At 59.4% G+C, this 25,136-nt stretch carries 31 protein-coding genes; 26 read left to right on the top strand and 5 right to left on the bottom strand.

Features of this window, described 5'->3' with window-relative positions:
• The first annotated feature begins 314 nt into the window (after positions 1-314).
• Positions 315-1,205: a DUF6694 family lipoprotein gene (locus tag BOH68_RS11960; protein ID WP_077374418.1), complete on the top strand. Its 891-nt coding sequence runs from the start codon at positions 315-317 to the stop codon at positions 1,203-1,205.
• 360 nt (positions 1,206-1,565) lie between these two features.
• On the opposite strand, the gene BOH68_RS11955 is transcribed toward BOH68_RS11960, so the two are convergent.
• From BOH68_RS11955 to BOH68_RS11945, 3 genes are all read right to left on the bottom strand, one after another.
• On the bottom strand, positions 1,566-1,841 hold the full coding sequence (locus tag BOH68_RS11955; protein WP_077374415.1) for a hypothetical protein: 276 nt from the start codon (positions 1,839-1,841) through the stop codon (positions 1,566-1,568).
• Positions 1,842-2,021: 180 nt separating this feature from the next.
• Positions 2,022-2,486, bottom strand: coding sequence for a hypothetical protein (locus BOH68_RS11950; RefSeq protein ID WP_077374412.1), 465 nt, complete (start codon positions 2,484-2,486; stop codon positions 2,022-2,024).
• 258 nt (positions 2,487-2,744) lie between these two features.
• Positions 2,745-3,653 (bottom strand): XRE family transcriptional regulator, encoded by a 909-nt coding sequence (locus tag BOH68_RS11945; RefSeq protein WP_258038214.1) that lies wholly within the window; start codon positions 3,651-3,653, stop codon positions 2,745-2,747.
• Here BOH68_RS11945 and BOH68_RS11940 point away from each other — a divergent pair.
• The 6 genes from BOH68_RS11940 to BOH68_RS11915 all read left to right on the top strand — a co-directional run bounded on the left by BOH68_RS11940 (position 3,543) and on the right by BOH68_RS11915 (position 6,558).
• Positions 3,543-3,773: a Cro/CI family transcriptional regulator gene (locus BOH68_RS11940; RefSeq protein WP_077375579.1), complete on the top strand. Its 231-nt coding sequence runs from the start codon at positions 3,543-3,545 to the stop codon at positions 3,771-3,773. The two genes, BOH68_RS11945 and BOH68_RS11940, sit on opposite strands and share 111 nt — an antisense overlap.
• Positions 3,774-3,865: 92 nt before the next feature.
• The gene (locus BOH68_RS11935) at positions 3,866-4,330 is read left to right on the top strand and encodes a phage regulatory CII family protein (protein ID WP_077374403.1); all 465 of its coding nucleotides are present in this window, start codon (positions 3,866-3,868) and stop codon (positions 4,328-4,330) included.
• A gap of 78 nt (positions 4,331-4,408) precedes the next feature.
• Positions 4,409-4,729: a hypothetical protein gene (locus tag BOH68_RS11930; protein ID WP_077374400.1), complete on the top strand. Its 321-nt coding sequence runs from the start codon at positions 4,409-4,411 to the stop codon at positions 4,727-4,729.
• Positions 4,726-4,986, top strand: coding sequence for a hypothetical protein (locus BOH68_RS11925; protein ID WP_139345445.1), 261 nt, complete (start codon positions 4,726-4,728; stop codon positions 4,984-4,986). Before BOH68_RS11930 ends, BOH68_RS11925 begins: the two co-directional genes overlap by 4 nt.
• Positions 4,983-5,873 (top strand): DnaT-like ssDNA-binding domain-containing protein, encoded by an 891-nt coding sequence (locus BOH68_RS11920; protein ID WP_077374394.1) that lies wholly within the window; start codon positions 4,983-4,985, stop codon positions 5,871-5,873. Before BOH68_RS11925 ends, BOH68_RS11920 begins: the two co-directional genes overlap by 4 nt.
• Positions 5,857-6,558 (top strand): replication protein P, encoded by a 702-nt coding sequence (locus tag BOH68_RS11915; protein ID WP_077374391.1) that lies wholly within the window; start codon positions 5,857-5,859, stop codon positions 6,556-6,558. The genes BOH68_RS11920 and BOH68_RS11915 overlap by 17 nt, the downstream gene beginning before the upstream one ends.
• A 130-nt stretch (positions 6,559-6,688) precedes the next feature.
• Here the strand turns inward: BOH68_RS11915 and BOH68_RS11910 are convergent, their stop codons facing one another.
• Complete coding sequence (locus tag BOH68_RS11910) at positions 6,689-6,841, bottom strand: hypothetical protein (protein ID WP_170877384.1); 153 nt, start codon at positions 6,839-6,841, stop codon at positions 6,689-6,691.
• 247 nt (positions 6,842-7,088) lie between these two features.
• Between BOH68_RS11910 and BOH68_RS11905 the strand changes: the two genes are divergently transcribed.
• The 6 genes from BOH68_RS11905 to BOH68_RS11880 all read left to right on the top strand — a co-directional run bounded on the left by BOH68_RS11905 (position 7,089) and on the right by BOH68_RS11880 (position 10,517).
• Entirely contained in the window at positions 7,089-7,373 is a 285-nt protein-coding gene (locus BOH68_RS11905) for a hypothetical protein (RefSeq protein ID WP_077374385.1), read from the top strand.
• The gene (locus BOH68_RS11900) at positions 7,370-7,906 is read left to right on the top strand and encodes a VRR-NUC domain-containing protein (RefSeq protein ID WP_077374383.1); all 537 of its coding nucleotides are present in this window, start codon (positions 7,370-7,372) and stop codon (positions 7,904-7,906) included. The genes BOH68_RS11905 and BOH68_RS11900 overlap by 4 nt, the downstream gene beginning before the upstream one ends.
• Before the next feature lie 35 nt (positions 7,907-7,941).
• Positions 7,942-8,499: a hypothetical protein gene (locus BOH68_RS11895; protein WP_077374380.1), complete on the top strand. Its 558-nt coding sequence runs from the start codon at positions 7,942-7,944 to the stop codon at positions 8,497-8,499.
• A 676-nt stretch (positions 8,500-9,175) separates the two neighbouring features.
• A complete protein-coding gene (locus BOH68_RS11890; protein ID WP_077374377.1) occupies positions 9,176-9,706 on the top strand; it encodes a glycoside hydrolase family 24 protein in 531 nt (176 codons plus the stop codon).
• Between the two features lie 44 nt (positions 9,707-9,750).
• Entirely contained in the window at positions 9,751-10,104 is a 354-nt protein-coding gene (locus tag BOH68_RS11885; protein WP_077374374.1) for a phage holin, lambda family, read from the top strand.
• Entirely contained in the window at positions 10,092-10,517 is a 426-nt protein-coding gene (locus tag BOH68_RS11880; protein ID WP_077374371.1) for a hypothetical protein, read from the top strand. Before BOH68_RS11885 ends, BOH68_RS11880 begins: the two co-directional genes overlap by 13 nt.
• 171 nt (positions 10,518-10,688) lie before the next feature.
• Here BOH68_RS11880 and BOH68_RS11875 read toward each other — a convergent pair whose 3' ends face one another.
• Positions 10,689-11,336 carry a hypothetical protein gene (locus tag BOH68_RS11875; protein ID WP_139345444.1) on the bottom strand — a complete coding sequence of 216 codons (648 nt, stop codon included), beginning with the start codon at positions 11,334-11,336 and terminating at the stop codon, positions 10,689-10,691.
• A gap of 297 nt (positions 11,337-11,633) precedes the next feature.
• Between BOH68_RS11875 and BOH68_RS11870 the strand changes: the two genes are divergently transcribed.
• The 13 genes from BOH68_RS11870 to BOH68_RS11810 all read left to right on the top strand — a co-directional run bounded on the left by BOH68_RS11870 (position 11,634) and on the right by BOH68_RS11810 (position 25,112).
• The gene (locus BOH68_RS11870) at positions 11,634-12,134 is read left to right on the top strand and encodes a DUF1441 family protein (protein ID WP_077374368.1); all 501 of its coding nucleotides are present in this window, start codon (positions 11,634-11,636) and stop codon (positions 12,132-12,134) included.
• Positions 12,127-14,190, top strand: a complete 2,064-nt coding sequence (locus BOH68_RS11865; RefSeq protein ID WP_077374365.1) for a phage terminase large subunit family protein — start codon at positions 12,127-12,129, stop codon at positions 14,188-14,190. The genes BOH68_RS11870 and BOH68_RS11865 overlap by 8 nt, the downstream gene beginning before the upstream one ends.
• Positions 14,191-14,222: 32 nt before the next feature.
• The gene (locus BOH68_RS11860; protein ID WP_077374362.1) at positions 14,223-14,462 is read left to right on the top strand and encodes a phage tail protein; all 240 of its coding nucleotides are present in this window, start codon (positions 14,223-14,225) and stop codon (positions 14,460-14,462) included.
• Between the two features lies 1 nt (position 14,463).
• Positions 14,464-15,951, top strand: coding sequence for a phage portal protein (locus BOH68_RS11855; protein ID WP_077374359.1), 1,488 nt, complete (start codon positions 14,464-14,466; stop codon positions 15,949-15,951).
• A gap of 9 nt (positions 15,952-15,960) precedes the next feature.
• Positions 15,961-17,019: a head maturation protease, ClpP-related gene (locus BOH68_RS11850; RefSeq protein WP_077374355.1), complete on the top strand. Its 1,059-nt coding sequence runs from the start codon at positions 15,961-15,963 to the stop codon at positions 17,017-17,019.
• Between the two features lie 21 nt (positions 17,020-17,040).
• Complete coding sequence (locus tag BOH68_RS11845; RefSeq protein WP_077374352.1) at positions 17,041-17,472, top strand: head decoration protein; 432 nt, start codon at positions 17,041-17,043, stop codon at positions 17,470-17,472.
• 99 nt (positions 17,473-17,571) lie between these two features.
• Positions 17,572-18,567 carry a major capsid protein gene (locus tag BOH68_RS11840; protein ID WP_077374349.1) on the top strand — a complete coding sequence of 332 codons (996 nt, stop codon included), beginning with the start codon at positions 17,572-17,574 and terminating at the stop codon, positions 18,565-18,567.
• A gap of 4 nt (positions 18,568-18,571) precedes the next feature.
• Positions 18,572-18,889, top strand: coding sequence for a hypothetical protein (locus tag BOH68_RS11835; protein WP_077374346.1), 318 nt, complete (start codon positions 18,572-18,574; stop codon positions 18,887-18,889).
• Between the two features lie 3 nt (positions 18,890-18,892).
• Positions 18,893-19,495 (top strand): phage tail protein, encoded by a 603-nt coding sequence (locus tag BOH68_RS11830; protein ID WP_077374343.1) that lies wholly within the window; start codon positions 18,893-18,895, stop codon positions 19,493-19,495.
• Between the two features lie 30 nt (positions 19,496-19,525).
• Positions 19,526-20,020 carry a hypothetical protein gene (locus BOH68_RS11825; RefSeq protein ID WP_077374341.1) on the top strand — a complete coding sequence of 165 codons (495 nt, stop codon included), beginning with the start codon at positions 19,526-19,528 and terminating at the stop codon, positions 20,018-20,020.
• 52 nt (positions 20,021-20,072) lie between these two features.
• Positions 20,073-20,825, top strand: a complete 753-nt coding sequence (locus BOH68_RS11820) for a phage tail tube protein (RefSeq protein ID WP_077374338.1) — start codon at positions 20,073-20,075, stop codon at positions 20,823-20,825.
• A gap of 60 nt (positions 20,826-20,885) precedes the next feature.
• The gene (locus BOH68_RS11815) at positions 20,886-21,578 is read left to right on the top strand and encodes a hypothetical protein (protein WP_077374335.1); all 693 of its coding nucleotides are present in this window, start codon (positions 20,886-20,888) and stop codon (positions 21,576-21,578) included.
• A 51-nt stretch (positions 21,579-21,629) separates the two neighbouring features.
• On the top strand, positions 21,630-25,112 hold the full coding sequence (locus tag BOH68_RS11810; protein WP_077374332.1) for a hypothetical protein: 3,483 nt from the start codon (positions 21,630-21,632) through the stop codon (positions 25,110-25,112).
• The last annotated feature ends 24 nt before the right edge of the window (positions 25,113-25,136 follow it).

Below are 25,136 nucleotides of genomic sequence, written 5' to 3'. Positions count from 1 at the left end.
AAGCTGCATGAAGACCTCCTGACAAGTAATGATTGAGCGCACAGGTCAGCCCCTAGAAGAGACTGGCGTGTGAGCACAAAAAGGCTCACCGGTTGGGGTGAGCAAGGCGTGCTGAGAGACACGATGAAAAAGGAGTGTGCCAAAAGGCTCCGTCATGGAAGTGATGGGAAGCGATAAGCGCTGTAGGGGAGCATTAGGTAATATTTTTACGGGAAATAACTTGTTTGATTTGCTAGCCTTTCCTTATATAGTGAAGTTGGATTCTGATAAATTAAGTGTTGTAAATAGGTTAAAATTTTAAGGAAGAGGTGTTTATGAAAAAAATCATTGTTCTCTCTTTGCTTGTCTTTCTCTCTGGGTGCTTTGGTCCTGAGAAGTTTGATGCAACTAATGAAAATACAATCAAAGAGTCCTCGCAAGAGATAATGCAAGAGCTCTCATCTGGAAAAAAGAAGGAGTTTCAGAAAGCTCTGATGTACTTTAGCATTGGCGGAAAGTCTGGTATTTCTTCTATTATGAAAAGAGCATTTAGCGGCGATGCTGTTGGTATGTCAAATGAGGCTCAGTTTAATCTAAATCTGCAAGTTATCGATGGATTGACTGGGGATGAGGTTATCTCTAAACACCAAGCCGAAATTGAAAGAGATAAGATTATTGATGAAAAGCGAAAGCAGGAAGAAAGAAAAGTTTCTGCGTTAAAAAAAGAGGCCGAGCAGCTACTCGATAGTAGAAAATTCAAGAAAGCATTAGAAAAATATGAAGAAATGAACCAAGTGCCTGCCGGTGTGAGGTATGCGCAGGCTGGAATTGAAAATGTTAAGGAAGAAATGCATGAATTTACCGAGAAAAATAACTACATGGATAAAGTCGTAATAACTGAGTTTGAAGCCAAAAGAATTGACACTTACACTAAAAAAAGTGTGCCCGCTGTGAGGTTGTCTATCAAAAACACAGGAAATAAGAGCTTAGATCGTGTAAAAATAGTGGTCTATTTTAAAAATGAAAAAGGAGTTACTATTTTCGAAGAGGAATACAATCCTGTTTTGGTGAGTAAATATTCATATGGAGATAGCAACAAGCCTTTGAAAGCAGGTTATGTAAAAGAAATGGAGCAAGATAAGTACTATACTCTTGATACACCTTTAACTGATTGGGCTGAAGGTAAAGCCGTAGCTCAGGTTGTAGATATTGAATTCTCTGAATGATCATGCTTTTTAAAAGACACCGTCAAGCCATCATGCTAGATAAAGGCTTGACGGTGCCCTCTCATTAAGAGGTATATCGTCGGCTCGGCTACTGGCGTCATGTCCAGTTCGCCCTCGGCTCTCAGGCTCCTTCGCCTGGTCATCGCGTCGGCCACCTATACCAGCGGCTTGGTTGGCTCATCAGGCGATACCGGCAGTGCCGATGCCCTCTGATAAGCGCTGTCTCTCCAGCTGTCACACCACTCGCCCAGGTGTCGGGGGTAAGGCCGCTAGTGAAGGGTTGGCACCGGCGCCTTACCTGCGGGTGGTTATGCTCGCAATCCCACTAGCACCACCTGCTGGCCTTGGGGCGAGGTCCGATCAGCGACTGGCAAGCTGCTGACCATGCGTAATCTGAGGGGAGCAGAGGCTGGCGGCATTGCCATGGAAGTCCGGCCAGCCGCGGCGCTGGGATTCGACGAAGCCGGCCTTGGCATCTTCCTGCCACATGGCAGTCATTTCGCAGTATTCGGCTTCGCTGGCGGACAGCTGGCGGGTGCCATCGTTCTGCTGAGTGAGGCTGGCGAGCGTGACCAGACCGCCGACGATGACGGCGAGGGTGATGGCTGAGCGATGCTTGCGGGCTGTGTCGGTCATGGGCTGCTCCAATCCACTTAGTGACGATGGCGATGTGCCGTCTCTGCGCAGATAATTATGGGTATGTCCGTATCTCTGGTCAAGGTTTTGCCCGTATTTTTCAAGATTAGACATTTCCGCCCATGTTGTAGGCAATAAAAAACCCGCCACTGTGGGCGGGTTAGACGGCTTGCAGGACGCTTAGTGGTCGGTGTTCTCGATGCGCCGTTTATACGCCTCGGCGGCCTGAGTATCCGTGCCGCCGTGTTCAGCGTAATCGAAGCTACCGGCCGGTATGGGGGCTGGCCCCCGCGTTTGTGGTTGGGGAGTAATTGAGGGTTCCACACCGTGCGCGGGCTTGCTGGCGGTCAGGGCGCTATTGCGTCCACATTGGTGGCAGATACTGGCCTGCTTGGGGATAAGTGAGAGGCAGTGCGGGCATTCCTTGTCAGTGGCCTTGGCGCTACGCAGACGGCGGCGCTTGAGCTTCGCTGGGTCTGCCGGCATAGCGATAACATAGAGGATGCCCATCAACGGTGTGCCGAAGAATCCCACTGCGCCCGCCGAGAGGACATCTACCCCCTTGTAGTACGCGGCATGCATTACGGCTAGCCAGGGCAGCAGGAAAACGGAAAGCGTCAAAAAAATTATCAATGCAGCAGACATGAGTTCGCCTCCTTGCGAGTCATGCAGAGTGATGAGGTTTGCTAAGACTAGCACTGTTGGTAGACGGTGAAAGCACTAAAAACCCGCCACTATGGGCGGGTTTTTAATGAAGGTTGGCTGTCCTGAAAAATTAGGGAGGGTGACATCGGTGTCAGGGGGAGAGCGACATCAGTGGCAGGGGGAGGGTGACACCAGTGTCATGCCTAGAACCTACCTATTAGATCCCCTCTCTCTGGATACACGGGCGCGAGGATTTCGTCAGGCAAATGTTTCCCACCAGAAGACGCGTCCGATGATCTTCGGGGCATCCGGGTCGCCCAGGGTGTAGATCTCTTCCGGATACTCGATGTGGTTATCGCTGACCACACGCATGCGCCCCGGCGGAAGTCGGTAGAGACGCTTCACGCGCAGCATACCGCAATGGTCCAGTGCGTAGACCTTGCCGTCCAGAATCTGTCGGCACCCCTTGTCGATGCCGATTGGTGAGCCATCTACTATTACCGGCTCCATCGAGTCGCCAGTAACGGTGGCGCATGCCGCAAGCGATGGGTCTACACCGGCCTTCATCAATCGCGGCAGACTGAAGCGCATGTAGGCGCCGTGGTTCTCGATGACTTGAGTGCGACCATCGCCCGCTGCCATCTCGACCTCGCGGAAATATGGGATCTCGACCTCGTCATCTCTCAGAGGCTCATCCCCGTCCACGACCTCAGTTTCATGTAGCACCAGCTCGCTGGCATCGCCACGGTGGACAGGCCCTGATTCAAGCATCTCGCCTTCGCCAGTCGTAAGCCACCTCGCACTCACACCTAGTACATGAGCAATTTCAGCCGCATACCCAGTCTTGCGGGACTTACCCCGTTCAAGGTCGGAAACGCTGGTCTGATCTATGCCCACTCGTTCAGCAAGCTGCACTTGGGTGAGCTTGGCGTATTTTCGGGCGGCTTTAAGGCGATCTTTGAATTCCATAGAGTAATTATCATGGGCGCACCCATACTCTTGCAAATGGATATTCCCGTATTTATGATTACGGGTATACCCGTATGGAGCGGCGCTATGAAGAATATATTCGAACGTTTGGTCGATCACTTTGGGACTCAGGCCAAGGCTGCTGAGGAGCTTGGGGTCTACCAAGGGACTGTTTCTGGATGGGTTCGCGGAAAGCATGGGATGTCTCCAGTTCTGGCTCTCCGTGCAGAGAAATTAACTAGGGGCAAGTTCAAGGCTAAGAAGCTATGCCCGTCGCTGGGCCACTGCTTGCGAACCGCTAACAAGAAGACCGCCTGACAATCACAGCATAGGCCGCCGCCCATCACGGCCTAAACGGAACGAACACGGAGAGATTCACCATGGATAGCCATACAGTCCCTGAGCGGGACATGGATACCTATCTGGACGCGGTACATGACGTGGCCTTCGATTGCCATCCGAAGACGCTGGCGAGTGATATCGGCATGTCGGTGAAGTCGCTATATCGCCGCTTGGCAGAAGACGACCCGATGCCGATGCGCTTGATCGATTTCGTGGGGATCTTCTGGAACGTGGACCGCGAGCATCAGATGCGTCTGCTCGCCCCGTTTCTGGATTGCTTGGGGGTGGTTGCGGTGCCGCGTTGTGCGCATGGCGAGGTGAGTCGTGGGGACGTGTTCGCGTCTGTGCTGAAGGCACAGCAGGGCCAGGGCGCGATGGCGGCGCTGATTCAGGCGGCGATTGCGGACGATGAGATAGATGACAAAGAGGCTGCACAGCTGGAAGCGCAGCATAAGGCCATCGAGCAGCAGATGAGCACCTTGATGGGCCAACTACAGGCGATGCGCAAGCCGCTGAAGGTGGTAGGCAAGTAACGAAACGATAGATGCAAAGAAGCCCCGACGGCGACCAAACCATGACGGGGCATCTCAACTACGCCAAGGAAGTATGGCATGACGATCAAGACGAGTGAAGCCAGAGGCATGTTACTGAGCTATCGAGATTGGAGCTGCGAGGAACTCAGGCAGGAAACCTATCGACTGGCGGTGGCCATAGAGAAACGTGAGCGTGTGGGTGGCGTGCTTGATTTGCGCATGAGCATGCAACACCACCTGGCTGTGGTGGCCCTGCTGGAGTGTGGCAAGGGGCAGGGTGAGACGACCAATGCAGATGCTCGCCGGACCCTGTCGATCGACCACCACATGAGCGAGGCAGGACGCTTTGAGCGTTTGTCGCTGGGGATGGCTGCCAAGGGTGACGAGGTAACGGCATGACCATAACGACAAGCATGAGCACGGTACGTATTGAAGCCGAGATGGCTCGCGCGGGTCGTCATATCGCTCAGCGTGAAGATATCCGTCATGAGCAGCCGGTGCGGGCCCGTGAGTATCACGAAGCTTATGCCACTTGGCACAAGTGCAATGCCATTCTCGCTGCCCGCCGCGGGGACAAGGGCGATGAGCTGGGCGGCATGAAGTGGCATCGGGCGCATGCGGCACGTCACGTGAAGTTGGCAGGAGGTGGGGCATGAGTCTTCAAGCGATGGCATGGGCTCGCGAGGCGATGCCCACGCTGCCGGTAGCGATCAAGGCGGGGCCACGATTATTGCTGATGCTGATGGCTGATTACGCGAATGAGCAGGGTGTGTGCTGGCCGTCCATCCGTCGGCTGTCAGCCGAGATGGCGTGCTCGATGCGTACGGTGCAGCGCTCGATTGAGGCGTTGGTCGAGCAGGAATTGATGGAAGTGGTGCCACGTCAGACGAAGACCGGCCGCCAGACCTCGAATTTCTACCGTCTCGCCATGGGCGTGACTCAGCAACAGCAAGCCGCCGATGAGCCGTCACCGGAAGAGCTTGAGGCACTGATGGCCGGTAGTGATGAAGAAGAAGTGTCTGCCAGGCCTGCTGCCGCCATTGCTGAGCACCCGATCTTTGCCAATGTCGCTCAGCAGACTGACAGCGGCGAGCCGCAAGCGATTGCTACGGCTCGCCAGATATCAATGACGTTGGATTGGCGGCCGGATGCCACCCATTGGCAGGCAGAAGCACTACGCCGCGGTGACCCGAGTCTGACATGGGATCAGGGCGAGCTGGCGGACTTCACCGCGCACTTTGCGGATCAGCCGGGCCGGACGTACTCGCTTCATGCCTGGTGCGCCAAGTTCGTGCGCTGGGTGAGTGATAACCGCAAGCGAGAAGCGTCCCGTCAGGCCCGCATGAGCCAGAACACCAACACTTCATCGAACAACAATACTCGCAACGCTGGAGGCATCTATGGAAGCCATTGCTCAACTGGTCCAATCCGTAACTCGAGGCTCTCGGCCGCTGAAGGGCGTGCACTCATTGAGAAGCGCCGCCGCGAGCAAGCCGAAGGCCAGCCGCCGTCCGGCGACCTCATCGATGGCGAGTGGTTGTGATGACCTGCCACGGGTGAGCCAGAAGGCGGTGGATGCGCTGTTCGATCGCTTGGCCCAACTGCATGGCGCCCATTGGCACCGCCGCTGCCGTGAGATGGGGTGGGGCACTGAAGAGAATGGTCAGTGGGTGAGCTGTGATGCGGAAGGTGAGTGGCTGGCAGCCCTGAGCCACTTAAGCGCCCAGCACTTGCGCTGTGGCTTGCAGGCCGAGAAGGCCCGCACGGCCAAGTCGCTTCGGCAGCGCGGCAACGCCTTCCCGCCGGATAGTGCCATGCAGTTTGCCGAGCTATGTCAGATGACCCCCGAGGGGCTTGGGTTGCCGGACTTCGATACCGCGTGGCAGGCACTGCAGGATCACGCCTTCACCGGCAAGCCGTATTCGCATGAAGCTATCGCCGCGGCAGGTGAGCACATGGATCTTCACGGTATGGCGTTTGCCACCTATCAGCGTATGGACAAGCACGAACGTGCCTTTCGTGTGTACTACCAGCAGGTGGTAGAGCGCTTTGCCCGCGGCGAAGACCTCAAGCTGCAAGCTGCTATTGGTCATGACGGCCAACTGTCACCAGCGGAACGTGCCGTCATGGCGGGGGAAGACAAAGCACGCCAAGCAGCGGGAGATCTGGCAGGCATCACACCGATACAAGCACTGAAGATGATGCGGGGAGGGTTAGCGCATGGGTAATCATGAGCATCAAGCACTCACAACCACTACCGGTGCCAATGTTGGCGGAGCCCCACGGCCACGACGGGCGACGCTGGACAATCCCGCAAGTCAGTTAGGTCGTACCTATCTAGCGCTCAGTGAATCGCGCTCATGGCTGATGCTGCATGAGCTGGCCGCGGAGATCCTTGCCCGCTTCGACCGTCTGGATAGTGAAGCTGCCATCAGTGCGCGCTTGCGAGATCTGCGTCGCCAGCATGGATTGATCGTGGAGAGCCGCCGACGTGGAGACAGTGCTGCGCATGAATACCGCCTGATCCGCTTGGCGCCGGTGAGAGGTCAGCCGGATATGTTGGGGATGTTGCAGTGAGCTATCGCCCCGCTGGCAGCTTCAAGCGCCCGAATCGTTCAGCCCTGCGTCTCTGCTTTGCTTGCGGCAGGCGCGTGACCGTCCATCAACTGGCGGGATGCCTGGGGACGTGCAAGCACTGCATTGCCCTGGGTAGGCCACACTACAACGCCAAGGGTGGCCGGATAGGGGGAGCAGAGTGATGGCAAGCATAGAGGGTAAGTATGCCCAGATGGCCGAGATGCTGTTGGCTGCTGAGGGGTTCTTGATGTTTCTGGATCACGCCAAACGGCATCGCTACAAGCTTGACGAGAACACCATTCCGGATGGGACTCATCAATATGAGGATGGCGTGGATTTCCTCTGTAAGGCGTGTGGTGTTACGTCCCTGGCCGAGATGGACAAGAGCAAGCGATCTGGCCAGATGCTGCCACGAATCATCGCCAACTTCCGACGTTGGCAGTCAGCGCAAAGGAGACCTGAATGAGTTGGGCAACACATCCTTCCGCCAAGATGGCGGCCCGCAAGTCGCCGAACCGTACCGCCGGCCAAGCCCGCAAGTCGGCGCCACGCATCGACCGCGAGGGCAACGAGCAAAAGGTACTGATCCGTTGGCTCAAAGGCGAGCAGCGACGCGGGGAGCAGGTGGGGGTGCTGCTAGAGGATGTCACCTATCACATCCCCAATGGCGGCAAGCGCAACAAGAAAACGGCTGCCGACCTCAAGGCCCAGGGCGTTCGTGCCGGTGTCAGTGATCTAGTGGTTGCCTCAGCGCGAGGCGGGTGGCATGGCCTCTATATCGAGTTCAAAGCAGCACCGCCTCACAATGCCGATTTTTCGGCCAGCCAGCGCGAATGGCTTGAGAAGATGGAGGGCAATGGCTATCTGGCAGTGCTGGCCAAGGGCGTGGATGAGGCCAAGGCGGTGCTGGTGGCCTATGCAAGCTGGCCCGAGACGGTGGTGGCCGGCGAGCCGGAGGTGATGCCGCATGGCAGTGAGTGGCGCAAGGCAACGGCATAGCGCTCACGTAGTAACCCGGAGCAGGAGGGCAGGACATGCAGCGGATCGAGGATATGGGGCTGGCGGAGGTCTTCCGCCTGATCGAGAAGCTGCCGGAGGGCGTGAGGCGTCAGCAGGCATTGGCACATGCTCTGGATGAGCTGCTCGAGGAGGAGATCGAGTATCGCACCGGGCTGCGCCATCAGAATGCCGGGTGGCATCAAGTATCATCGGTGGGCGGCATGGGAGAAGGGCGTGGCGATTGCACAGGGTTGGTGGATCACGTCGGCAAGGCAGCAGAGCGCTATCAGCAGGAAAGCCAGTGGCGAACGATGGCAGCGGCGCTGCTGTCACGCCTGACCGATCGTCAGCGCATGGCGGTACTGCTGGCGGCCTATGCGATCCCGCCGGTACAGCATTGCCAGTCACCGCGCATGATGACCCAATCGCAGGCCGTGGCGGCTCAGGTGGCGATTCTGGCGCGACTGGGATGGGTACCCGGGGCAGTGAAGGTGGAGCCGTTCAAGTCATCTACATCGCTTCGAAAAGCAGCAGCGCACGGCCGTGACTCGCTACTGTATATGGTACTTTCTCAGGCAGAAATGGCCGCCTGACTACCACATGTTGCAAAAGTGGCCGCGAGAGGGTACGATCCAGCTATTGTGTGATTCTTGCGTCTCTGGATCACCACTCATTTCAAGGCCCTGCCATCTGGCGGGGCTTTTTGGTTGTGGGCTCATGAAATTGACTAAGAATCAACAATGACAGGATTCCGTTCCGTTGAATCGTAAACGCTACTGTGTAGATACATTTTTTACGAAAATTACCGAATGGACACAAATGTCATGAGAAATATCACTCGAGAGCTAATCTCAAATGGGGAAAAAGGTGGTGTTTTGCAACTAGGGCAAGCGCTCAATCGAGTCATAGAGGTTGAGCACTTGACTCTTCGTGAGCTTGTCGAGCGTTTCCGACATCAAGGTCTCACACGTGAGCTGGCCTTGCGGGCGTGTAATAGAGAACGTCAAAATCAGAAGCACTTGGAGGCCCGTCAGACGCTGAGAAGTGTATTCTCCAATAGCAGATTCTCCGAACGCGCTTTCCCCGCCTCAAGCCTCATGGAGTGAATAATGCTCGATGAAAGCGAGTTCACACGGCTTACACATGAACTTGCTGAAGCATCACTGATTCACGGTCGTTCCCGCAGACGATATTCGTAGTGTGTTCCATGTGATTTGCGAGCCCTGCCATCCGGCGGGGCTTTTTCGTATCTGACTACCGGTGATGCCCATGCCTGCACATGCCCCCGCGCACTGGCTCGATGAGGTCGAGCTGGTGGGCTTCGATGCGCCTGTTGATCCGGCGGCTGACGATGCCAGCAATCTGGCGGCCTTCCTGGACACTATTGCCTATGCCGAGGGCACGCCGCGTTTCAGTTCGATTGAGGGCTATGACGTGCTGGTGGGCGGCAATACCTTCGACGGCTTCGATGATCATCCCCGCCAGTCGGTATGGCTGAAGTCGTACAACATCCACAGTACAGCGGCGGGCCGGTATCAGTTCCTCGTGCGTACCTGGGATGACCTGGCCAACCGCTTCCACCTGCCGGACTTCTCGCCTGCCTCGCAGGATGAGGCTGCCAAGCAGTTGATCCGGCAGTGTCGGGCATTGGGCATGGTGTATGACGGCCGCATCGCTGAGGCCATCCATGCGTGTCGGCGCATCTGGGCGAGCCTGCCAGGTGCAGGATATGGGCAGCGTGAGCTTGATACCGATGAGCTGCTGGGCGTGTACGTGCGTGCTGGCGGCCACATCGCATAACGATAATAACGAACTACGCAGGGCCTACCGACTCAGGAGGCCATATGCAGAATGACGACCACGAGCCCGCCGATATGCCACACCGCGATCCATCCACATGGCAGATGCTGTTGGAGTGGCTGCAGCCGTATCAAGCCAACCTCTATGCAGCGGGGCTGTCATTCGTGATCGCGCTACTGCGCGGCCTGCATGCCGGCGGCCGCTTCTACAAGTCATTGCTCGAGGCGACCTTGGTGGGTGGCCTGACATTGGCACTCAAGCCGCTGCTGGACTGGGGTGGCTTGGATCAGGACATGGCCGTGGCCATCGGGGCTGCGATTGCTTTCCTCGGTGTCGAGTGGCTGCGTGCCAAGTCTGATGCCTTATTCGACAAGGTGGTGGGGCGATGGTTGCGTTGATCACGACCGCATGGGCATGGGGCCGCAAGCTGATATCAGGCGTGAAGATCGAGGTCATCCTGATGGCGGTGGTGCTGGGCTGGGGTGCGATGAAGACCTATGAGGCGACCAAGGCCGAGCAGCATGCCAATGATCTCAAGGCTGAGCTATCCACCGAGAAGGCGGTCAACCGCGGCCTCGAGATGATGGCGCTGCACTACGGCAATCAGATGAAGCGATTGTCCGTCGCACTGGAGGCACGCGAAGCCCGTCGCGCCTTCGATGATCGTTCAATCATGGCTGCCCGAGCAGCTGCTGGCCGGATGGAGAGAGACGATGCGACGACTGCTGAGTGGGCTGACCGGCCTGTGCCTGACGCTGCTGCTGAGTGGCTGCAGCGCCTTCGAGAGCAAGTCAGTGGTGATGCCCACTGAGTGGCAGTGCACACTTGAGGTGCCGAGCTATCTGCTCGATCCACTACCCGCCCCTGATCGGTTGGTGACAACCAATCGTGATCTGCTTAGCTTGCTGGCCGACTATGAATCACAGCGCAGGCATTTTAATCGCGATCGACTTTACTTGAGTAGTATCATTAACGAGTGACTTTAGAACTTTTTGATTTCTTTCAATATTTTATTTCTTTCAACTTGAGATACTACAGGGGTATCGATGTATTTTTTTCGAAGTAAAAGCTGTCTGTAAAACGTGGCTTTTATTATTTTTCGACCAACTATATAGGCTACTACCATCGCAGAAAAGAAAACTATTGATTTTAGGAATTCGGAGGAAGCCTGTAATGATAATAATTTAGTAACTATTTCTACTGTTTCAGACTTTAAGCTGGAAGATAATATTGCAAAGACTATATAATTCAATGTTAAAATTGCAAGCCATATAAAAACAGAGGCTCTAGTTTTATATTCAATGTTTGAGAATGTTATCAGGCAGTCAGAGGTTCTCAATAATTTTTTGTTTTTTAGACAATAGTTAAGAAATTTATAGTCATTTTTCTTTACTGTGATGAGATCCAGTGTTTCTGTTCTGATCTCAAAGTTAAATATGTATGTAAATTGATTTTTTATTAAATCTAGTTCTTCGGTAGTTCTTGTGTTGCTGTTGATGTTGATTAGAGAGAATAAATCTCTAAGATCTTCTCTAGAAGATTTTCTCCTTTGATGACTACCATATTTTACCGTGGCACATAGTGCTAAGAGGGGCAGTATGAATTGACAGGTAAAAGATATGAATTCCATTTCCTAAATCTTCCTTTCACTTGTTGTACTAGTAATGCGATATTTAAATAACATCAACATCAAGGATGTTAATTTTACGATAATAGGGTATCAGTTATTTTCGTCGAAGTAATTACTGGGTCCTTTTGAGAGCTTCCAGAGTGACCACGGGGGCGCAGACTCGCGGATCTCGGCATTTTTTCGAGTTTCTAGCGTCGGCAGCAGCACCTCATGCAATCCCGCATGGCTATTGACTTTCGAGGTGCCGATGGTGCCGATGCTTCGGCAGTGACGTGATCAGCAGAGGGTGGCCAGCGCATGGCAGACATCAGCGCACTACAAGAGGCGTACCACTGGAATATCACCCGCATTGCTGACGCCTTCGGATTACACCGCGACACCGTGCGCAAGCGGCTGCGCGCCGCTGGCGTAGTGCCGGCCGGCCAGCGTGGCGGGGCCAGTGTCTACGCCCTGGCGGATGTCGGCCCCGCGCTTTACTCCGACATGATCGGGGCGGCCGGCACTGACCCCGATGATCTGCCGCCCCAGGATCGCAAGGCGTGGTATCAGTCTGAAACCGAGCGCGTGAAGCTCGAGCAGCAGCTGCGCCTGCTGGTGCCGGTGGAGGATGCGCACCGCGAGATGAGCCGGCTCGCCAAGGCGGTGGCCAGTGGCCTGGATTCGCTGGCCGACATGCTGGAGCGCGACGCCGGCCTGGCGCCCGAGAGCATCCAGCTGGTGGAGCAGGTGACCGATGCGCTGCGCGAGCAGATGTATCAGGCCGTGATCGCTGACGACGGAGAGGCCGACGATGACTAGCACCGCCAGTGCCGCTTCTATCCGGCGTGATGTGGCCGAGCTGATTCGCCCGCCGCGCCGCATCCAGCCCAGTGAGGCAGCGGCCGAGGCGATGAAGGTGGTCAGCGGTGATGGCACCGTGCGCGATTGGAGCGCCGACACCACCCCGTATATGCGTGAGCCGCTGGATTGCATGGGATCACGGCTGTACGACGCCGTGATCTTTGTCGGTCCCGCGCGTACCGGCAAGACCAACGCCTTGGTGGATGGTTACGTCGCCTACAAGATCGAGTGCGACCCCGGCGACGGCTTGATCGTTCAGATCAGTGAGGAGAAGGCGCGCGAGTTCAGCAAGAAGCGCATCGATCGCATGCTGGTCAACTCGCCTCGTCTGGTCGGCCGCATGAGTCCGCGCGGGCACGATAACAACGTGCATGACAAGACGTTCCGTGCCGGTAACTACCTGGGCATCAAATGGCCATCAAAGAACGTTCTCGCCTCGAGTGATTACCAGTTCGTACTGATCACCGATTTCGACCGCCTTCCCGATGACGTGGATGGAGAGGGTAGTGCGTTCCTGCTCGCCAGCAAGCGAACTCAGACATTCGGCTCCACCGGCATGACGCTGGCCGAGTCTTCGCCGGGACGAGAGATCACCGACCCCGACTGGCGCAGGCCAGATGACGCGCCGCACATGGCCCCACCAACCACCGGCATTCTGGATCTCTATAACGCCGGTGACCGCCGGATCTGGTACTGGCAATGCCCCGAGGCGCACTGCCGGCAGTGGTTCCCGCCGGTGATGGACAATTTCTCGCGGCAGGCGGGGTGCGTGTTCTGCCCGCATTGCGGCACCGAGATCGACCCCGCGGCAAAGCGTCAGTTAAACCTGGCCGGCCGCTGGGTGCCCGAGGGTGCCCAGCTCGATGAGGCCGGCGAGATGATCGGCACCCCGCGGCGCTCGCGTATCGCCTCATTCTGGATGGAGGGGCCGGCCGCGGCCTTCCAGTCCTGGGCGTCGCTGAATGAAAAGCTCCGGCGTGCCGAGGAGACTTACCAGCAGACTGACAGCCAGGAAACGCTCAAGGCGGTGATAAATACCGATTGGGGCCGGCCCTATCTGCGCCGGCGCGCAGCCACGCAACGCTCGAGCGAGCGTCTGGCTGATCGCTCCGAGGATTACCAGCGCCGCACCGTACCCCAGGGCGTGCGCTTCCTGACCGCCGCCGTGGATGTACAGGGCGGCAAGGATCGCCGCTTTGTCGTGCAGATCCAGGGCTGGGGCGCGCACCGCGAGTGTTGGGTGATCGACCGTTTCAACATCAAGGAGGATCGCGGCCCCGACAACGATCAGGCGCCGCGCCCCATCTCGCCGGCCACCCAGCCAGAGGATTGGGATCTGTTGACCCGTGACGTGCTGCTGCGCAGCTACAAGCTCGACGATGGCAGCGGCCGGCGCATGCCCGTGGCATCCATCGCGGTGGACACCGGCGGCGAGGGTGATGGCGAGGAGAGCGTGACAAGCCAGGCGTATGACTGGCACCGGCGGCTGCGCCGCGATGGCCTGCAGTCCCGCGCGTTCCTGGTCAAAGGCTCGAGCACGCGCGGCAGCTCGCGGGTGCGCAAGACATGGCCGGACAACACTAGCCGCAAGTCGCGCCAATCCACCGCGCGCGGTGATGTCCCGCTCTACCTGCTGGGCACCGATCTGCTGAAAGATGCCGTCGCCGCCATGATGGACCGCGACAACGCCGGCGCGGGCTACCTGCATACACCCAGCTGGCTGGGGCGCTGGTGGTACGACGAATTGACGTATGAGATCCGCGACCCCGCGAGCGGCAAATGGCGCAAACCAGGCAAGCGCCCCAATGAGGCATTTGATCTGTGCGTGTACAACCTGGCGCTGTTCATCCTGATGAAAGGCGAGCGCATCGAATGGAGCGCGCCGCCGCCCTGGGCAGCCGCCTGGGATGACAACGCGCTGATCTCACAGTCGCCAGACGCCCCACCCGCCGCCACACAACCCAAGCCACCGGCCGCGCGCAAGCGCCGGCGGGTGGTCAAGTCGCGCCTGTAAACTTGGCCGGCTGCAATCCTGGAGCTTTCCCCATGGCATATACCGCCGCTGATCTCGCCCGCGTTCGCCAGGCGGTGCTCGACCTGGCCACCGGCCAGCGGGTGACATCGTTTCGCACGGCCAACGGTAAAACGCTGAGCTATGCAGATGCCGACATCGACAAGCTACGCGAGCTGGAACGCACCATCTCCGCCGATGTGCTGGCTGCCTCGCGCGTAGGTCGCCGCCCGCGCTCTCGCACCCGCTACACCACGACATCAAAGGGGCTGTGACATGGGATTGATCAGCAGCCTATCGCGAGGCATGCGCCGCGCTGCCTCGAGCATGGGGATCAAGGCGAGCGCCTATGAAGGCGCCAGCCAAGGCCGGCGTATGGCAGGGCGTGGCGTGACCACCACCGGCCCCAATGCCGCCATCGCCCACTCGCTGCCGCTGCTCAAGTCGCGCAGTCGCCACGCGGTGCGCAATAACGCATACGCCAGCGGCGCGCGCGAGAGCTACGTGGCCAATCTGGTGGGCACCGGTATCAGACCCCAGTGGGCTGATCCCGAGATCCAGACACTGTGGGATCGCTGGGCAGGCGAGGCAGACGCCGATGGCATGGATAGCTTCTATGGCCTGCAGGCGCTTGCGCTGGGCAGTCAGTTCGAGGCCGGCGAGGTGCTGGGGCGCTTCCGCTATCGCCGCCTGACCGATGGGCTGAGCGTTCCGCTGCAGCTGCAGGTGCTCGAGGCCGATCATCTGGACGCCAGCTATTCCACCACGATGACCGGCCGCGTGATCAAAATGGGCATCGAGATGGACGGCATTGGCCAGCGTCGCGCCTACCATCTCTGGCGCTACCACCCCGCTGAGAAGCTGACCGCGCAGATCAATGCTCGCGTGCCAGTGCCGGCCGATCAGGTGCTGCACCTTTACCGGCGCACCCGCCCTGGTCAGCTGCGCGGGGTGCCTGAGCTGACCAGCGTGATCGTGCGGCTCTATGAAATCGACGCCATGCAGGATGCCACCTTGGCACGCCAGAAACTGGCGCAGCTGTTCGGGGCATTCGTCAAGCGCAAGGCTGACGCTGACCCCGAGGAGGACGTGCCATTCTTTGGCACTCATGTGGAGGGCGGCGAGCCTGGCGAGGGACTGGAGGAGTTTTCGCCAGGTGGCATCCACTACCTGGAGGATGGCGAGGAGGTGACATTCTCCGACCCGCCCGACATTGGCAGCAGCTACACCAACTGGCTGCGCACCGAGATGCACGCGGTGGCACGCGGCGCCGGCCTGACGCATGAGCAGCTGACCGGCGATCTGCAGGGCGTCAACTATTCCTCGATACGCGCGGGGCTGCTGGAGTTCCGCCGGCGGGCTGAGATGCTGCAGGCCGATCTGGTGATCCACAAGTGGTGCCGCCCCATCGCGGCCAAGTGGCTCGACACGGCCGTGAGCAGCGGGGCGCTGGTCATTCCTGACTACGCACGCCGCCGCGCGGATCTGCTGGCCATCGACTGGATCGCGCCCAAGTGGCAATGGGTGGACCCCGTGAAGGAGGTCACCGCCGATCTGATGGAGGTGCGCGCCGGCTTCAAGCCTCGCGGCGAGGCGGCAGCAGAGCGCGGCTGGTCGCTCGATCAGCTCGACAAGGAGATCGCGCGCGGCAACGTGAGCGCAGATGACCAGGGGCTGGTGCTCGATTCCGACCCGCGCCGCGTGGCCAAGAATGGCACCGCGCAAGCGAACGACCCAGACCCTGACGCCGACCCCGACCAATGAGGAATCACCATGAAATGGTTTGAAGTACAGGCGGCCGACGATGGCCGTCACGCTGACGTGTGGATCAATGACCAGATCGGCATCGACTGGTGGAGTGGTGACGGCACCACGGCCAGCGCGTTTATCAACGCCATCGCGTCGCTGGGCGATGTCGAGGCACTGACCGTGCATATCAACTCGCCAGGCGGCGACGTGGCCGATGGCATCGCCATCGCCAATTATCTGCGCGGCCACAAGGCCCAGGTGACCACGCGCGTGGAGGGCATCGCTGCCTCTATCGCCGCGACCATCGCCATGGGCGGTGACCGCCGCGAGATGGCCACCGGCTCGCTGCTGATGATCCACGACCCGTGGACCGTCGCCATGGGCAACGCCACCGAGATGCGCAAGCTCGCGGATGATCTCGACACCATCCGCAATGGCATCCTTGAGCTATTCGTCGCGCGTGCCGGCGAGCCGCGCCGCGTCGAGATCCAAGAGGCGATGCGCGCAGAAACCTGGATGACCGGCGAGGACGCCATGGCGCTGGGATTGATCGACGCCGTGGATACTGACCTCAAGGCGGCCGCCTCGATTGGCGATTACTCCCGCGCCCTGGCCGCTGCCGGCCGCTCTGCCCAGCATCACCTCGAGCAGCAGCGCGCACCGGCGCAGTCTGCACCCAGCGCCATGAGCGCCGCCGATGTGTTGGCGCTGGCCTTTGGTATCGAGCCCGAGCAGGCCGAGGCCCGCGCCGCTGAGCTGGGCGATCAGATCCTCGCCTGGCGTGACAAGCCGGCCACCGCGCCGGCCGCCGATACCGCTGCCCTGCAGCGCGAGGCTGTCGCGGCTGAGCGCGAGCGCGTGGTCGCCATCATCGACACCTGCACCACCACTGGCCAGCACCAGCTGCTCGCCAAGCTGGTCGGCAGCGACATGCAGACCGACACCGCCCGCGAATACGTTTTCGACGTGGCTGCTGCCTCGAGCGCCGGCGTGCATTCCAGCCACTCGCCCGAGGGTGGCCAGCGTGCCGGCATCGACACCCAGGGCATCTATGCCCGCCGCCGCGCGCGCAGCGCATCCTAACCGCACTACCTGGAGAGCATCATGACCCCGATTCAACACACCGAGCCGGCCCGCACCGGCGAGCACGTACTGTCCGAGGCTGCCGGCTCCCGCTCGCGCGAGTCGATCTGGATTGCCGCCGGCGCGGTATTGGCCGCCGGCACCGTGCTGGCTAAAAACCATCTCGGCAATTATGTCGCCCACGACCCCGAGGACGATGGCTCGACTGGCATCGCTGCTGGCATTCTCTATGGACCGGCAGACGCCACCAAGGGGCCGGTGCCTGCTGTCGCGCATGTGCGCGATTGCGAGGTGAATGGCACTGCCGTCACCTGGGCAGAGGGAATGAATGATGGGCAGCTGGCTGACATGGCCGCTGATCTTTCCGCTATCGGCATCATCCTGCGTGGCGTTGAGCTGCCGGTGGGAACGATGATTGATATTGGCGACCTTGATGACATTCCCGACGAATAACTGATCCGCACTCACACCGTCTAATGCGCCGCCCACTGGGCGGCGTTGTCGTTTCTAACGCACGACCCCGACCGTACCCGATATCTCAAGGAGGGCGACATGCCCGCTGATATTTTCTCCTCTGACATCTTCTCTATCGGCAGCCTGACGGCCTCGATCAACGAGGCCGATTATGTGCCGTCCCGCCTGGGCCAACTGGGCATCTTTGAAGAAACCGGCATTGCCACTACCAGCGCCACCGTCGAGAAGGATGGCGACACCCTGGCGCTGGTGCCGGCTGGCGAGCGTGGCGCACCGGCCACCCCGCTGGGACGCAACAAGCGCACCGGCGTCACCTTCAATGCCGTTCACCTTCCGGTGACTGAAACCATCCTCGCAGACGAGGTGCAGAACGTGCGCGCCTTCGGCAGCGAGGATCAGCTCGAGGGCGTGCAGCAGGTGGTCGATAAGAAGCTGGGCAAGATGGCGCGCCGCATCGACGCGACCCTCGAGTGGCAGCGCATGGGTGCTCTGAAAGGCAAGATTCTGGACGCTGACGGCAGCACCGTGATCACGGATCTCTATGGTGCATTCGGCATCCAGCAAAAGACCGTGAAAATGGCGCTCAACTCTGACAGCACCAGCGTGCAGGGCAAGGCGCTGGACGTGCTCGAGGGCGTCGAGGACTCACTCAAGATGCTGCCTTTCACCGGCGCGCATGCGTTCTGTGGGCGCAGCTTCTGGCGCAAGCTGATCAGCAATGCAAGCGTGCGTGAGGCGTATCTCAACCAGCAGAGCGAGAAGCTGCGCGGCGATGGCCGCGACGCCTTCGAGTTTGGTGGCATCACCTGGGAGCGCGCCGTGGGCAATGTCGCCGGCCAGCCCTTTGTCGCCACCGGCGAGGCTGTCGTGATCCCGATGGGCGTGCCGGATATGTTCATCGCGCACTACGCGCCGGCCGATTATGTCGAGGCTGTGAACACCATCGGCCTGCCGTTCTACTCCAGCACCGACCGCCTCAAGCACGGCAAGGGTGTGGAGCTGGAGGCGCAGTCAAACCCGATCATTCTCAACACTCGCCCGGGCGCGTGCATCCGTTTGGTCGAGACGGCCTGAGCCAATGAGTATCGACGAGATCGAGGCAGCCGCCAACCGGCGGCTGTTCGGTGTCGGCGGCCTCAGCGTGCCCGCCACCGTTACCCCGCGTGGCGGCACGTCTATCTCTACCAGCATCATCATCGATCGTGACGCCACCATCACCGACGATTACGGCATCGTGCTGGAATCGCGGTGTGAGGTGGGCGTGCTGACCGAGGCGGTGGGGCGGGTGGAGCGAGGCGCCGTGATCGATACCGGCAAACCCGATGACCGCTGGATGTTGATCGAGCCAATAGGCGATGACGGATTCGAGCAACGCTGGACGGCCACGAGGATCTGACTCATGGCGAGTACTGATCTGCACGACCTGCAGCAAGTCGCTGATGCCTTTCGCTTGGCACCCCAGGCAGCGCAAAAGGCCACGCAGCTTGCGCTCAATTCAGCGGCGCGGCGGGCCCGCACTTTGGGCAGCGCTGCGGTCCGGCAGCAGGTGGCGCTCTCTGCCACCTATGTAAACGACAATCTCAAGGTGCGCAGCTTTGCCACCTCGAGCGATCTCACAACGCGAATCGCGGCCAATCCTCGCGCAGTCCTGCTGACGCGCTACGGGGCCAAGATGCGCACCGTGGCTGCCACCAGCCGGCGCGGCCTCAAGGGTGACCCAGCACGGGGCATCGCTGCAGGTCGCAAGGCAGCCGGCGTGAAGGGCGTCAGGATGAAGGCTGGCAGCAGCACCAAGCGAATCGAGGGCGCGTTCTGGGTCCGCCTGGCCGGCACCGGCCAGTGGGCACCGGCAGTGCGTACCGGCGATGGGCGCAGCGACTACCGCGTGATGCACGGCCCCAGTGTGCATCAGGTGTGGTCTGACGTGCGCAACACTATTGCCCCCGAGGCGATGGAGCATGCCCGCACCGAGTTTATCCGCCAATTCGACCGCTTGATCTGATCACCGCCCCTACCATCTCGCGAGGCCACCATGCCCGAATCACTGGCAGCGCCAGAGCTGCCCATCACCACACAAGCCATGCGCGCGCTGCAGGCCAGGCTGGCCAGTATCACGCGCGCCAATGGCTATCACACCGATCTCGGCCTGAGCATCTGGCGGGGATTCTGGATTCTGGCGCTGAGTGCTCGCCAGCATGTGCCGATTCTGGCGCTGCAGTCCGATACCGAGCGTCCCACCGACACGCGGCAAAATCGCGCCAAGCTCAGCACTGACGCGCGCCTGGTGCTGGTGGTCGATGCACTGCCGCGCACTGAGGATGATGCGACCGCCGGCGAGACGGCAATCGAGGCAGGGCTGGCCGATCTGCGCCGGTGCCTGCTGATGGATCAAAGCGATGATCTGACGCGCGTGCTCAAGCACAACGGCATGACCCTGGGCGCGGCCGAGTACGCACTGGCCGAGGATTCCCGCTACGCCCTGGCATCCATGCCAGTGACCATGGAGTGCGTCGAGCAGTACACCTGATCGCGCATCACCGCACGACACCCACCACCCCGCATATTTGGAGAGCCACAACATGGCCACGAAAACCTATAGCTATCTCGGCAAAGGCATGGTGTATCTGCGCAACCGCTCAAGCGGTGGCGGCCTCAAGCAAGTGGGCAACTGCAGCGCCCTCGAGTTCTCTGTCGAGACGGATACGCTGACCCAGGCCGACTACACCCAGGCCGGTGGCGGCAACGCCAATGAGATCCAGCGTGTCAGCAGCGTGGGCGCCAGCATCACCATGCTGGAGCTGCGCCCCGAAAACGTGGCGATGGCGCTGCGCGGCACTCGCTCCGAGGTGCAGAGCGCACCCGTCACCGGCGAGCGTCACACCGCCTACCCTGGCACCCTGCTGGCACTCAGCAAGACGCCTGACCGCACCCAGAGCATCACCGTCACTATCGACCCTGATGGTGCGGGTGATGAGGCCATCAAGGATGTCGATTACGAGATCACCGGCGCGGGCGTCTATGTGACCGAGGGCGGTGCCATCTCTGAGGGCGACGTGGTGGCCATCGACTACACCAGCGCCATGGCGGACGTGATCGAGGCCATGACCGGCAGCGGCGACGAATACGAATTGGTGTTCGATGGTTTGAACGAAGCCGAGAGCGACCGCCCCGTGACCGTCACCGCGCACCGCGTCAAGTTCAGCCCGACCACTGGGCTGGCGCTGATCGGTGATGACTTTGGTGATCTGTCGCTCGATGGCAGCCTGCTGGTCGATTCTGGCAAGGTCGGTGCCGGCGTGTCGCGCTACTTCAAGGTCGCCATGGCAAGATAAAGCCTGTATATATAGAATAAACCATTTGTTATTAAAAAACATGCGGACAAGGACGTCTATATGGACTGCTTATTAAGCTTATTAACTTCTGAGTGGGTTGTTTTTTTATTTGTATATATTGAGATTCTTATTGTATTATTGTTTTTGTCGCACCCAGAATTCCAATGGTTTTTGAAGTTGGTTCGGCACAAGATGAGTATATTTTATAAGTTAGTAAAAGATAAGCTTGTTGCTATTGATGATAAACCATCTACCCGATTGTTTGTTATGATTGTGATTTATGTTTTTGTTGATATAATTCGGGAAAATAATATATTGACATATTTTTTAAAACCTCTCGGTACGTCTTGGCTCGCAGGCTTTATATCTAATATTCTGGCGATCAGGATAGAAATAGATCTAAGCAATTTTTATGTAGCTTGCACCACTCTTGGAGCCGCACTAGTAGCCGCGGTCTATGCAGCAGAAGCGTTGTATAGTAGAAAAGAAAATATTGCAGGTAAGAGTCAATTGTATATGTTCCGTAGAGAGAGTATATATACTAAATATAAGAAGGTTTTCTACGGCAATATGCTTTATGCTACTTATACAGCCATGTTGGTTATTATTTGTTCCTTGGTTGGACTGTTTTTTAATATTGACGGAGCTCCAAGATTCTCTACGGCATTGTTTTTTTTGGTGTTAGCTTCAGTATGTTATACGCATAAGATTTTATTGATGAGTACCTCGATAAAACACAAAAACCTAGCTTGATAAAAATTAAATAACCCGTCTTGGCGGGTTTTTTTACGCCTGGAGAAAACTATGGCTCTATCGGATCTCGCCGCCGAGCTGGTGCTCAAGGCAAAAAACCTGATTTCTCCGAGCACCGATGCAGCGGCCGATAGTGTCGGCAACCTCTCGGCAGAGGCTGCCGCGTTGCGAGATACGCTGGATCAGCTCGAGGATCAGCGCGCCCTGGTGCGTGCCTTCGAGCAGGCCACCACTGCCACCGGCAAGGCGCAAAAGGAGTGGGACAAAGCCACCGACAAGGTGCGCGCGCTCGAGCAGGAGATCGAGGCCAGTGGCCAGGCGAGCATCGCGCAGCAGAATCGCCTCGAGGCTGCCCGTGCTGTTGCCACGCGCGCCGGTGACGCCTACGCGCAGCAAGCGGCCCAAGCGGCGCAGCTGGGGCAGAGCCTGACTGACGCCGGCATCGATACCGGCAATCTCTCCGAGGAGCAGCTGCGGCTGGCGCGTGAGGCCCGCGAGGCCCAGAACGCACTCAATGGCATGGGCAGCTCAGCCGCCCAGGCAGGCGATCAGGCAGAGGAGGGCAGCACGGGACTGCAGCGTGCCCGCCAGGCGCTCAACGATTGGAGCAAGGCAGCCGCCGGTGCCGCTGTTGCCGGCAGTGCGCTGGTAGTCGGATTCGCTGCACGCCTGACCGCCCAGCAATCTGAGCTGGCGCGCGAGCTGGACAACGTAAGTCAGCGCACCGGCGTGGGTATCGTTGCCCTGCAAAAGTACCGCTACGCCTTCGAGCGCGCGGGGCTGGATGCTGACGAAGCCGGCGACATCTTCCAAGACGTGGCCGACAAGATTGGCGACGCCTTCGAGAATGGCGGCGGCGACGCCATGGATGCGCTCGACCGCGTTGGTGTGGCAGCCCAGGATCTGATCGGCCTCGCCCCTGATGAGATGTTTCTGCGCCTGGCGGCCGCCATGAAGGATCTACCCCAGGCGAGCCAGATCACATTCCTCGAGTCTCTGGCCAGCAACGCCTCGCGCTTGCAACCGCTGCTCGCCAACAATGCCGAGATGCTGCGCCAGCTGGGCGATCAGGCCAGCGAGCTGGGGCTGATCATGTCGCCCGAGCAGATCGCGAATCTGCTCAAGACTGACGAGGCTATCAACGGGCTGCAGACCCGCCTGCAGGGCATCTCGACTCAGCTGCTCTCGAAACTCTCGCCGGCCGTGGAGGACATGGCCGATGCCTTCGATGACGCGCTGGGCGATAACTCTGGATTGGTCGATGAGATGGCCACCGCCATCACTGGGCTGATCAAGATCGGCACCGACTGGGCGCGCAGCTTTATCGACAACCGCGAGCAGATCGCGGCCTCGATGCAATCGCTGATCGATGTTGGCCAGCTGATGGGCAATGGCCTGGTCGCATCGTTCCGGCTGGTGCAGTCAGCCGCCGCTGGCGTGACCGCCGGTGTCGCGGCGCTGGGCACTGGCATTCTGCAGCTCAACGCCAAGTCGCTCGAGCTGCTGAATAAAGTCGGCATTGCATCTGATCAGGAGGTTGCCAACGCTCAGGCCAAGGCCCAGGCGGCAGAGGCCACGCTGGCCGACCTCAACGCAGACGCGGCGCGCTATTTCAATCAAGCCAAGGAGGCCGGCAAGGCAGCGGCCAACGCCTTTGATAACTCCACCGAGGCGGTGGAGGAGCAAGCCAAGGCGGCCGGCATCACTGCCGATCAGCTCGACAAGCTGGCAGAGGGTGCCGATGTTGTCGATGGCAAGATGCTATCGCTGACCGAAACCCAGCAGCGCCAGGCTGATGCGACCCGCGCTCAAGGCAAGGCAGCAGAGGCAGCCGCCGAGGCATTGGGCACCTCGCTCAATGAGCTGAGCACCGGCATCAGCGACAGCGAGGCTGAGGCAATCGATGCGTTCGACCGCCTCGCCAATAACTCTCAGGTCAGTGCCGGCCAGGTGGCGACTGCCTTCGAGGCAGCCATGGGCGAGATCAGCTCAGAGAAGGGGCTGGCGGCGTTCCGTGCGCTACTCGATGAGCTGGTCAGTTCCGGTGTCGCCGGTGCCGAATTGCTCGAGCAGCGCCTCAAGCTGACCGGCCAGGCTGCCGCTGATGCACTGGGCCTCTCGCTGGAGGATCTGACCACCGGCATCAGCAAGGCTGAGACCAAGGTGATCGCATCCTTCGACACCCTGGCGCGTCAGGGTGATCTGACCGGCAAGCAGCTGGCTGAGGCGCTGGGCGAGGCACTGACGCAGCTGGATGGCGACAAGGCGCTCGATGCCATCCGCGATACGCTGACCGGCTTGGTGGCTGATGGCGTCACGGGGGCGGGTGCTCTGCGCGGCGTCTGGACCGAGTACAAGGCGAGCATTGACCAAACGACCATCGCGCTCGAGGAGCAGCGCGCCCAGGATGCCGCGACCCAGGCCGAGGCAGTCAAGAATCTGCGCATCATCCAGAACGCGCGGCAGGCAGCCCAGGCAGAGGATGCGGCTGCCACCCAGTCGGCCGTCAGCAATGTGGAGGCTCGCGCCAGTGTCATCGGCGGCGGGCTGGCTGCCATCTATAACAAGGCGGCCAACGCCACCCAGGCGCTCAGCGCTCGCGCGGGCTCAGCGTTCAAGTCCGCCATGACCGGCAGCAGTGGCGTCACCGGCACCGTGGATCTGCTGCGCGACAAGATCGCTCAGCTCGAGGAGTCCGTGGGCAATGCCTTTGTGGCATGGAAAACCCGCGCTGACCCGATGGGTGTCAATAAGTATCTGGCCAAGGTGGCGGCAAATAGTGGGCTAGTCGAGCTGCAATTCCGCAAGCAGCAGCTTGCGGCCACTGAGCTGGTCGAGGCGCTGGGCAAGGTATCCAGCAGCGACCCGGGTGCTGGCCTGCGCAATCTGGCAAACGACACCGGCCAGGCTGTCAGCGCCACCCAGCTGCTGAGGATGTCGAGCGAGGATCTGCGCCGGCAGTTTGACCTGCTCGATGACGCATCGTTTTCCAGTCTCGAAAGCGCCATCCAGTCAGTGCGCAGCCAGGTGGACTCGCTCTCTGACAGCGTGAGCGACACGCTCTCTAGCCTGCGCTCTGAGCTGGCCAGCCTGCAGGGTGACAGCACCCAGGTGGAGGCGCTGCGCTATCAAGAGCAGCAGCTCGAGCTGCAGACCTCTCTCAACCAAGCGCGCGCACTGGGTGACGCCCAGACGATCAGCGATGCCCAGGAGGCATTGCGCCTCGCGTCGCAAGCGCACGACCTTCGCCTGGCAGACATCCAGACCCAGACCGAGCAGGAACGCCAGGAGGCTCTGCAGGCTGAGGCGGATCTGCAGCGTCAGGTGCAGGCCAATGAGGTCACGCAGCGCGAGAACAACACCAGCGCCCAGGGGCGCACCACTCAGCTGACCACCTCTCTGCAGGCTCAGCGCCGTGTCGCCGTGGATCTCAATATCGGCGGCCAGCAGGTGACGCTCAACGGGGTGGACGAGAGCGAGGCTGATGCTTTCCTCGACACCCTCTCGCGCGCCTCGCGCACCGCCGTCAGATGACCACCCATAACCGAGAGAGACACC

The organism is Cobetia sp. MM1IDA2H-1, from assembly GCF_002916775.2.
GTDB lineage: Bacteria > Pseudomonadota > Gammaproteobacteria > Pseudomonadales > Halomonadaceae > Cobetia > Cobetia marina.
Note: the sequence above shows the minus strand (reverse complement) of the source record. Positions and strands in the feature narration are given on the sequence as shown.

Coding starts and splice junctions, on each gene's coding strand:
- BOH68_RS11960 (WP_077374418.1), top strand. CDS start 315: ATGAAAAAAATCATTGTTCTCTCTTTGCTTGTCTTTCTCTCTGGGTGC.
- BOH68_RS11955 (WP_077374415.1), bottom strand. CDS start 1,841: ATGACCGACACAGCCCGCAAGCATCGCTCAGCCATCACCCTCGCCGTC.
- BOH68_RS11950 (WP_077374412.1), bottom strand. CDS start 2,486: ATGTCTGCTGCATTGATAATTTTTTTGACGCTTTCCGTTTTCCTGCTG.
- BOH68_RS11940 (WP_077375579.1), top strand. CDS start 3,543: ATGAAGAATATATTCGAACGTTTGGTCGATCACTTTGGGACTCAGGCC.
- BOH68_RS11945 (WP_258038214.1), bottom strand. CDS start 3,653: ATGCTTTCCGCGAACCCATCCAGAAACAGTCCCTTGGTAGACCCCAAG.
- BOH68_RS11935 (WP_077374403.1), top strand. CDS start 3,866: ATGGATACCTATCTGGACGCGGTACATGACGTGGCCTTCGATTGCCAT.
- BOH68_RS11930 (WP_077374400.1), top strand. CDS start 4,409: ATGACGATCAAGACGAGTGAAGCCAGAGGCATGTTACTGAGCTATCGA.
- BOH68_RS11925 (WP_139345445.1), top strand. CDS start 4,726: ATGACCATAACGACAAGCATGAGCACGGTACGTATTGAAGCCGAGATG.
- BOH68_RS11920 (WP_077374394.1), top strand. CDS start 4,983: ATGAGTCTTCAAGCGATGGCATGGGCTCGCGAGGCGATGCCCACGCTG.
- BOH68_RS11915 (WP_077374391.1), top strand. CDS start 5,857: ATGGCGAGTGGTTGTGATGACCTGCCACGGGTGAGCCAGAAGGCGGTG.
- BOH68_RS11910 (WP_170877384.1), bottom strand. CDS start 6,841: ATGCGCAGCACTGTCTCCACGTCGGCGGCTCTCCACGATCAATCCATG.
- BOH68_RS11905 (WP_077374385.1), top strand. CDS start 7,089: ATGGCAAGCATAGAGGGTAAGTATGCCCAGATGGCCGAGATGCTGTTG.
- BOH68_RS11900 (WP_077374383.1), top strand. CDS start 7,370: ATGAGTTGGGCAACACATCCTTCCGCCAAGATGGCGGCCCGCAAGTCG.
- BOH68_RS11895 (WP_077374380.1), top strand. CDS start 7,942: ATGCAGCGGATCGAGGATATGGGGCTGGCGGAGGTCTTCCGCCTGATC.
- BOH68_RS11890 (WP_077374377.1), top strand. CDS start 9,176: ATGCCTGCACATGCCCCCGCGCACTGGCTCGATGAGGTCGAGCTGGTG.
- BOH68_RS11885 (WP_077374374.1), top strand. CDS start 9,751: ATGCAGAATGACGACCACGAGCCCGCCGATATGCCACACCGCGATCCA.
- BOH68_RS11880 (WP_077374371.1), top strand. CDS start 10,092: ATGGTTGCGTTGATCACGACCGCATGGGCATGGGGCCGCAAGCTGATA.
- BOH68_RS11875 (WP_139345444.1), bottom strand. CDS start 11,336: ATGGAATTCATATCTTTTACCTGTCAATTCATACTGCCCCTCTTAGCA.
- BOH68_RS11870 (WP_077374368.1), top strand. CDS start 11,634: ATGGCAGACATCAGCGCACTACAAGAGGCGTACCACTGGAATATCACC.
- BOH68_RS11865 (WP_077374365.1), top strand. CDS start 12,127: ATGACTAGCACCGCCAGTGCCGCTTCTATCCGGCGTGATGTGGCCGAG.
- BOH68_RS11860 (WP_077374362.1), top strand. CDS start 14,223: ATGGCATATACCGCCGCTGATCTCGCCCGCGTTCGCCAGGCGGTGCTC.
- BOH68_RS11855 (WP_077374359.1), top strand. CDS start 14,464: ATGGGATTGATCAGCAGCCTATCGCGAGGCATGCGCCGCGCTGCCTCG.
- BOH68_RS11850 (WP_077374355.1), top strand. CDS start 15,961: ATGAAATGGTTTGAAGTACAGGCGGCCGACGATGGCCGTCACGCTGAC.
- BOH68_RS11845 (WP_077374352.1), top strand. CDS start 17,041: ATGACCCCGATTCAACACACCGAGCCGGCCCGCACCGGCGAGCACGTA.
- BOH68_RS11840 (WP_077374349.1), top strand. CDS start 17,572: ATGCCCGCTGATATTTTCTCCTCTGACATCTTCTCTATCGGCAGCCTG.
- BOH68_RS11835 (WP_077374346.1), top strand. CDS start 18,572: ATGAGTATCGACGAGATCGAGGCAGCCGCCAACCGGCGGCTGTTCGGT.
- BOH68_RS11830 (WP_077374343.1), top strand. CDS start 18,893: ATGGCGAGTACTGATCTGCACGACCTGCAGCAAGTCGCTGATGCCTTT.
- BOH68_RS11825 (WP_077374341.1), top strand. CDS start 19,526: ATGCCCGAATCACTGGCAGCGCCAGAGCTGCCCATCACCACACAAGCC.
- BOH68_RS11820 (WP_077374338.1), top strand. CDS start 20,073: ATGGCCACGAAAACCTATAGCTATCTCGGCAAAGGCATGGTGTATCTG.
- BOH68_RS11815 (WP_077374335.1), top strand. CDS start 20,886: ATGGACTGCTTATTAAGCTTATTAACTTCTGAGTGGGTTGTTTTTTTA.
- BOH68_RS11810 (WP_077374332.1), top strand. CDS start 21,630: ATGGCTCTATCGGATCTCGCCGCCGAGCTGGTGCTCAAGGCAAAAAAC.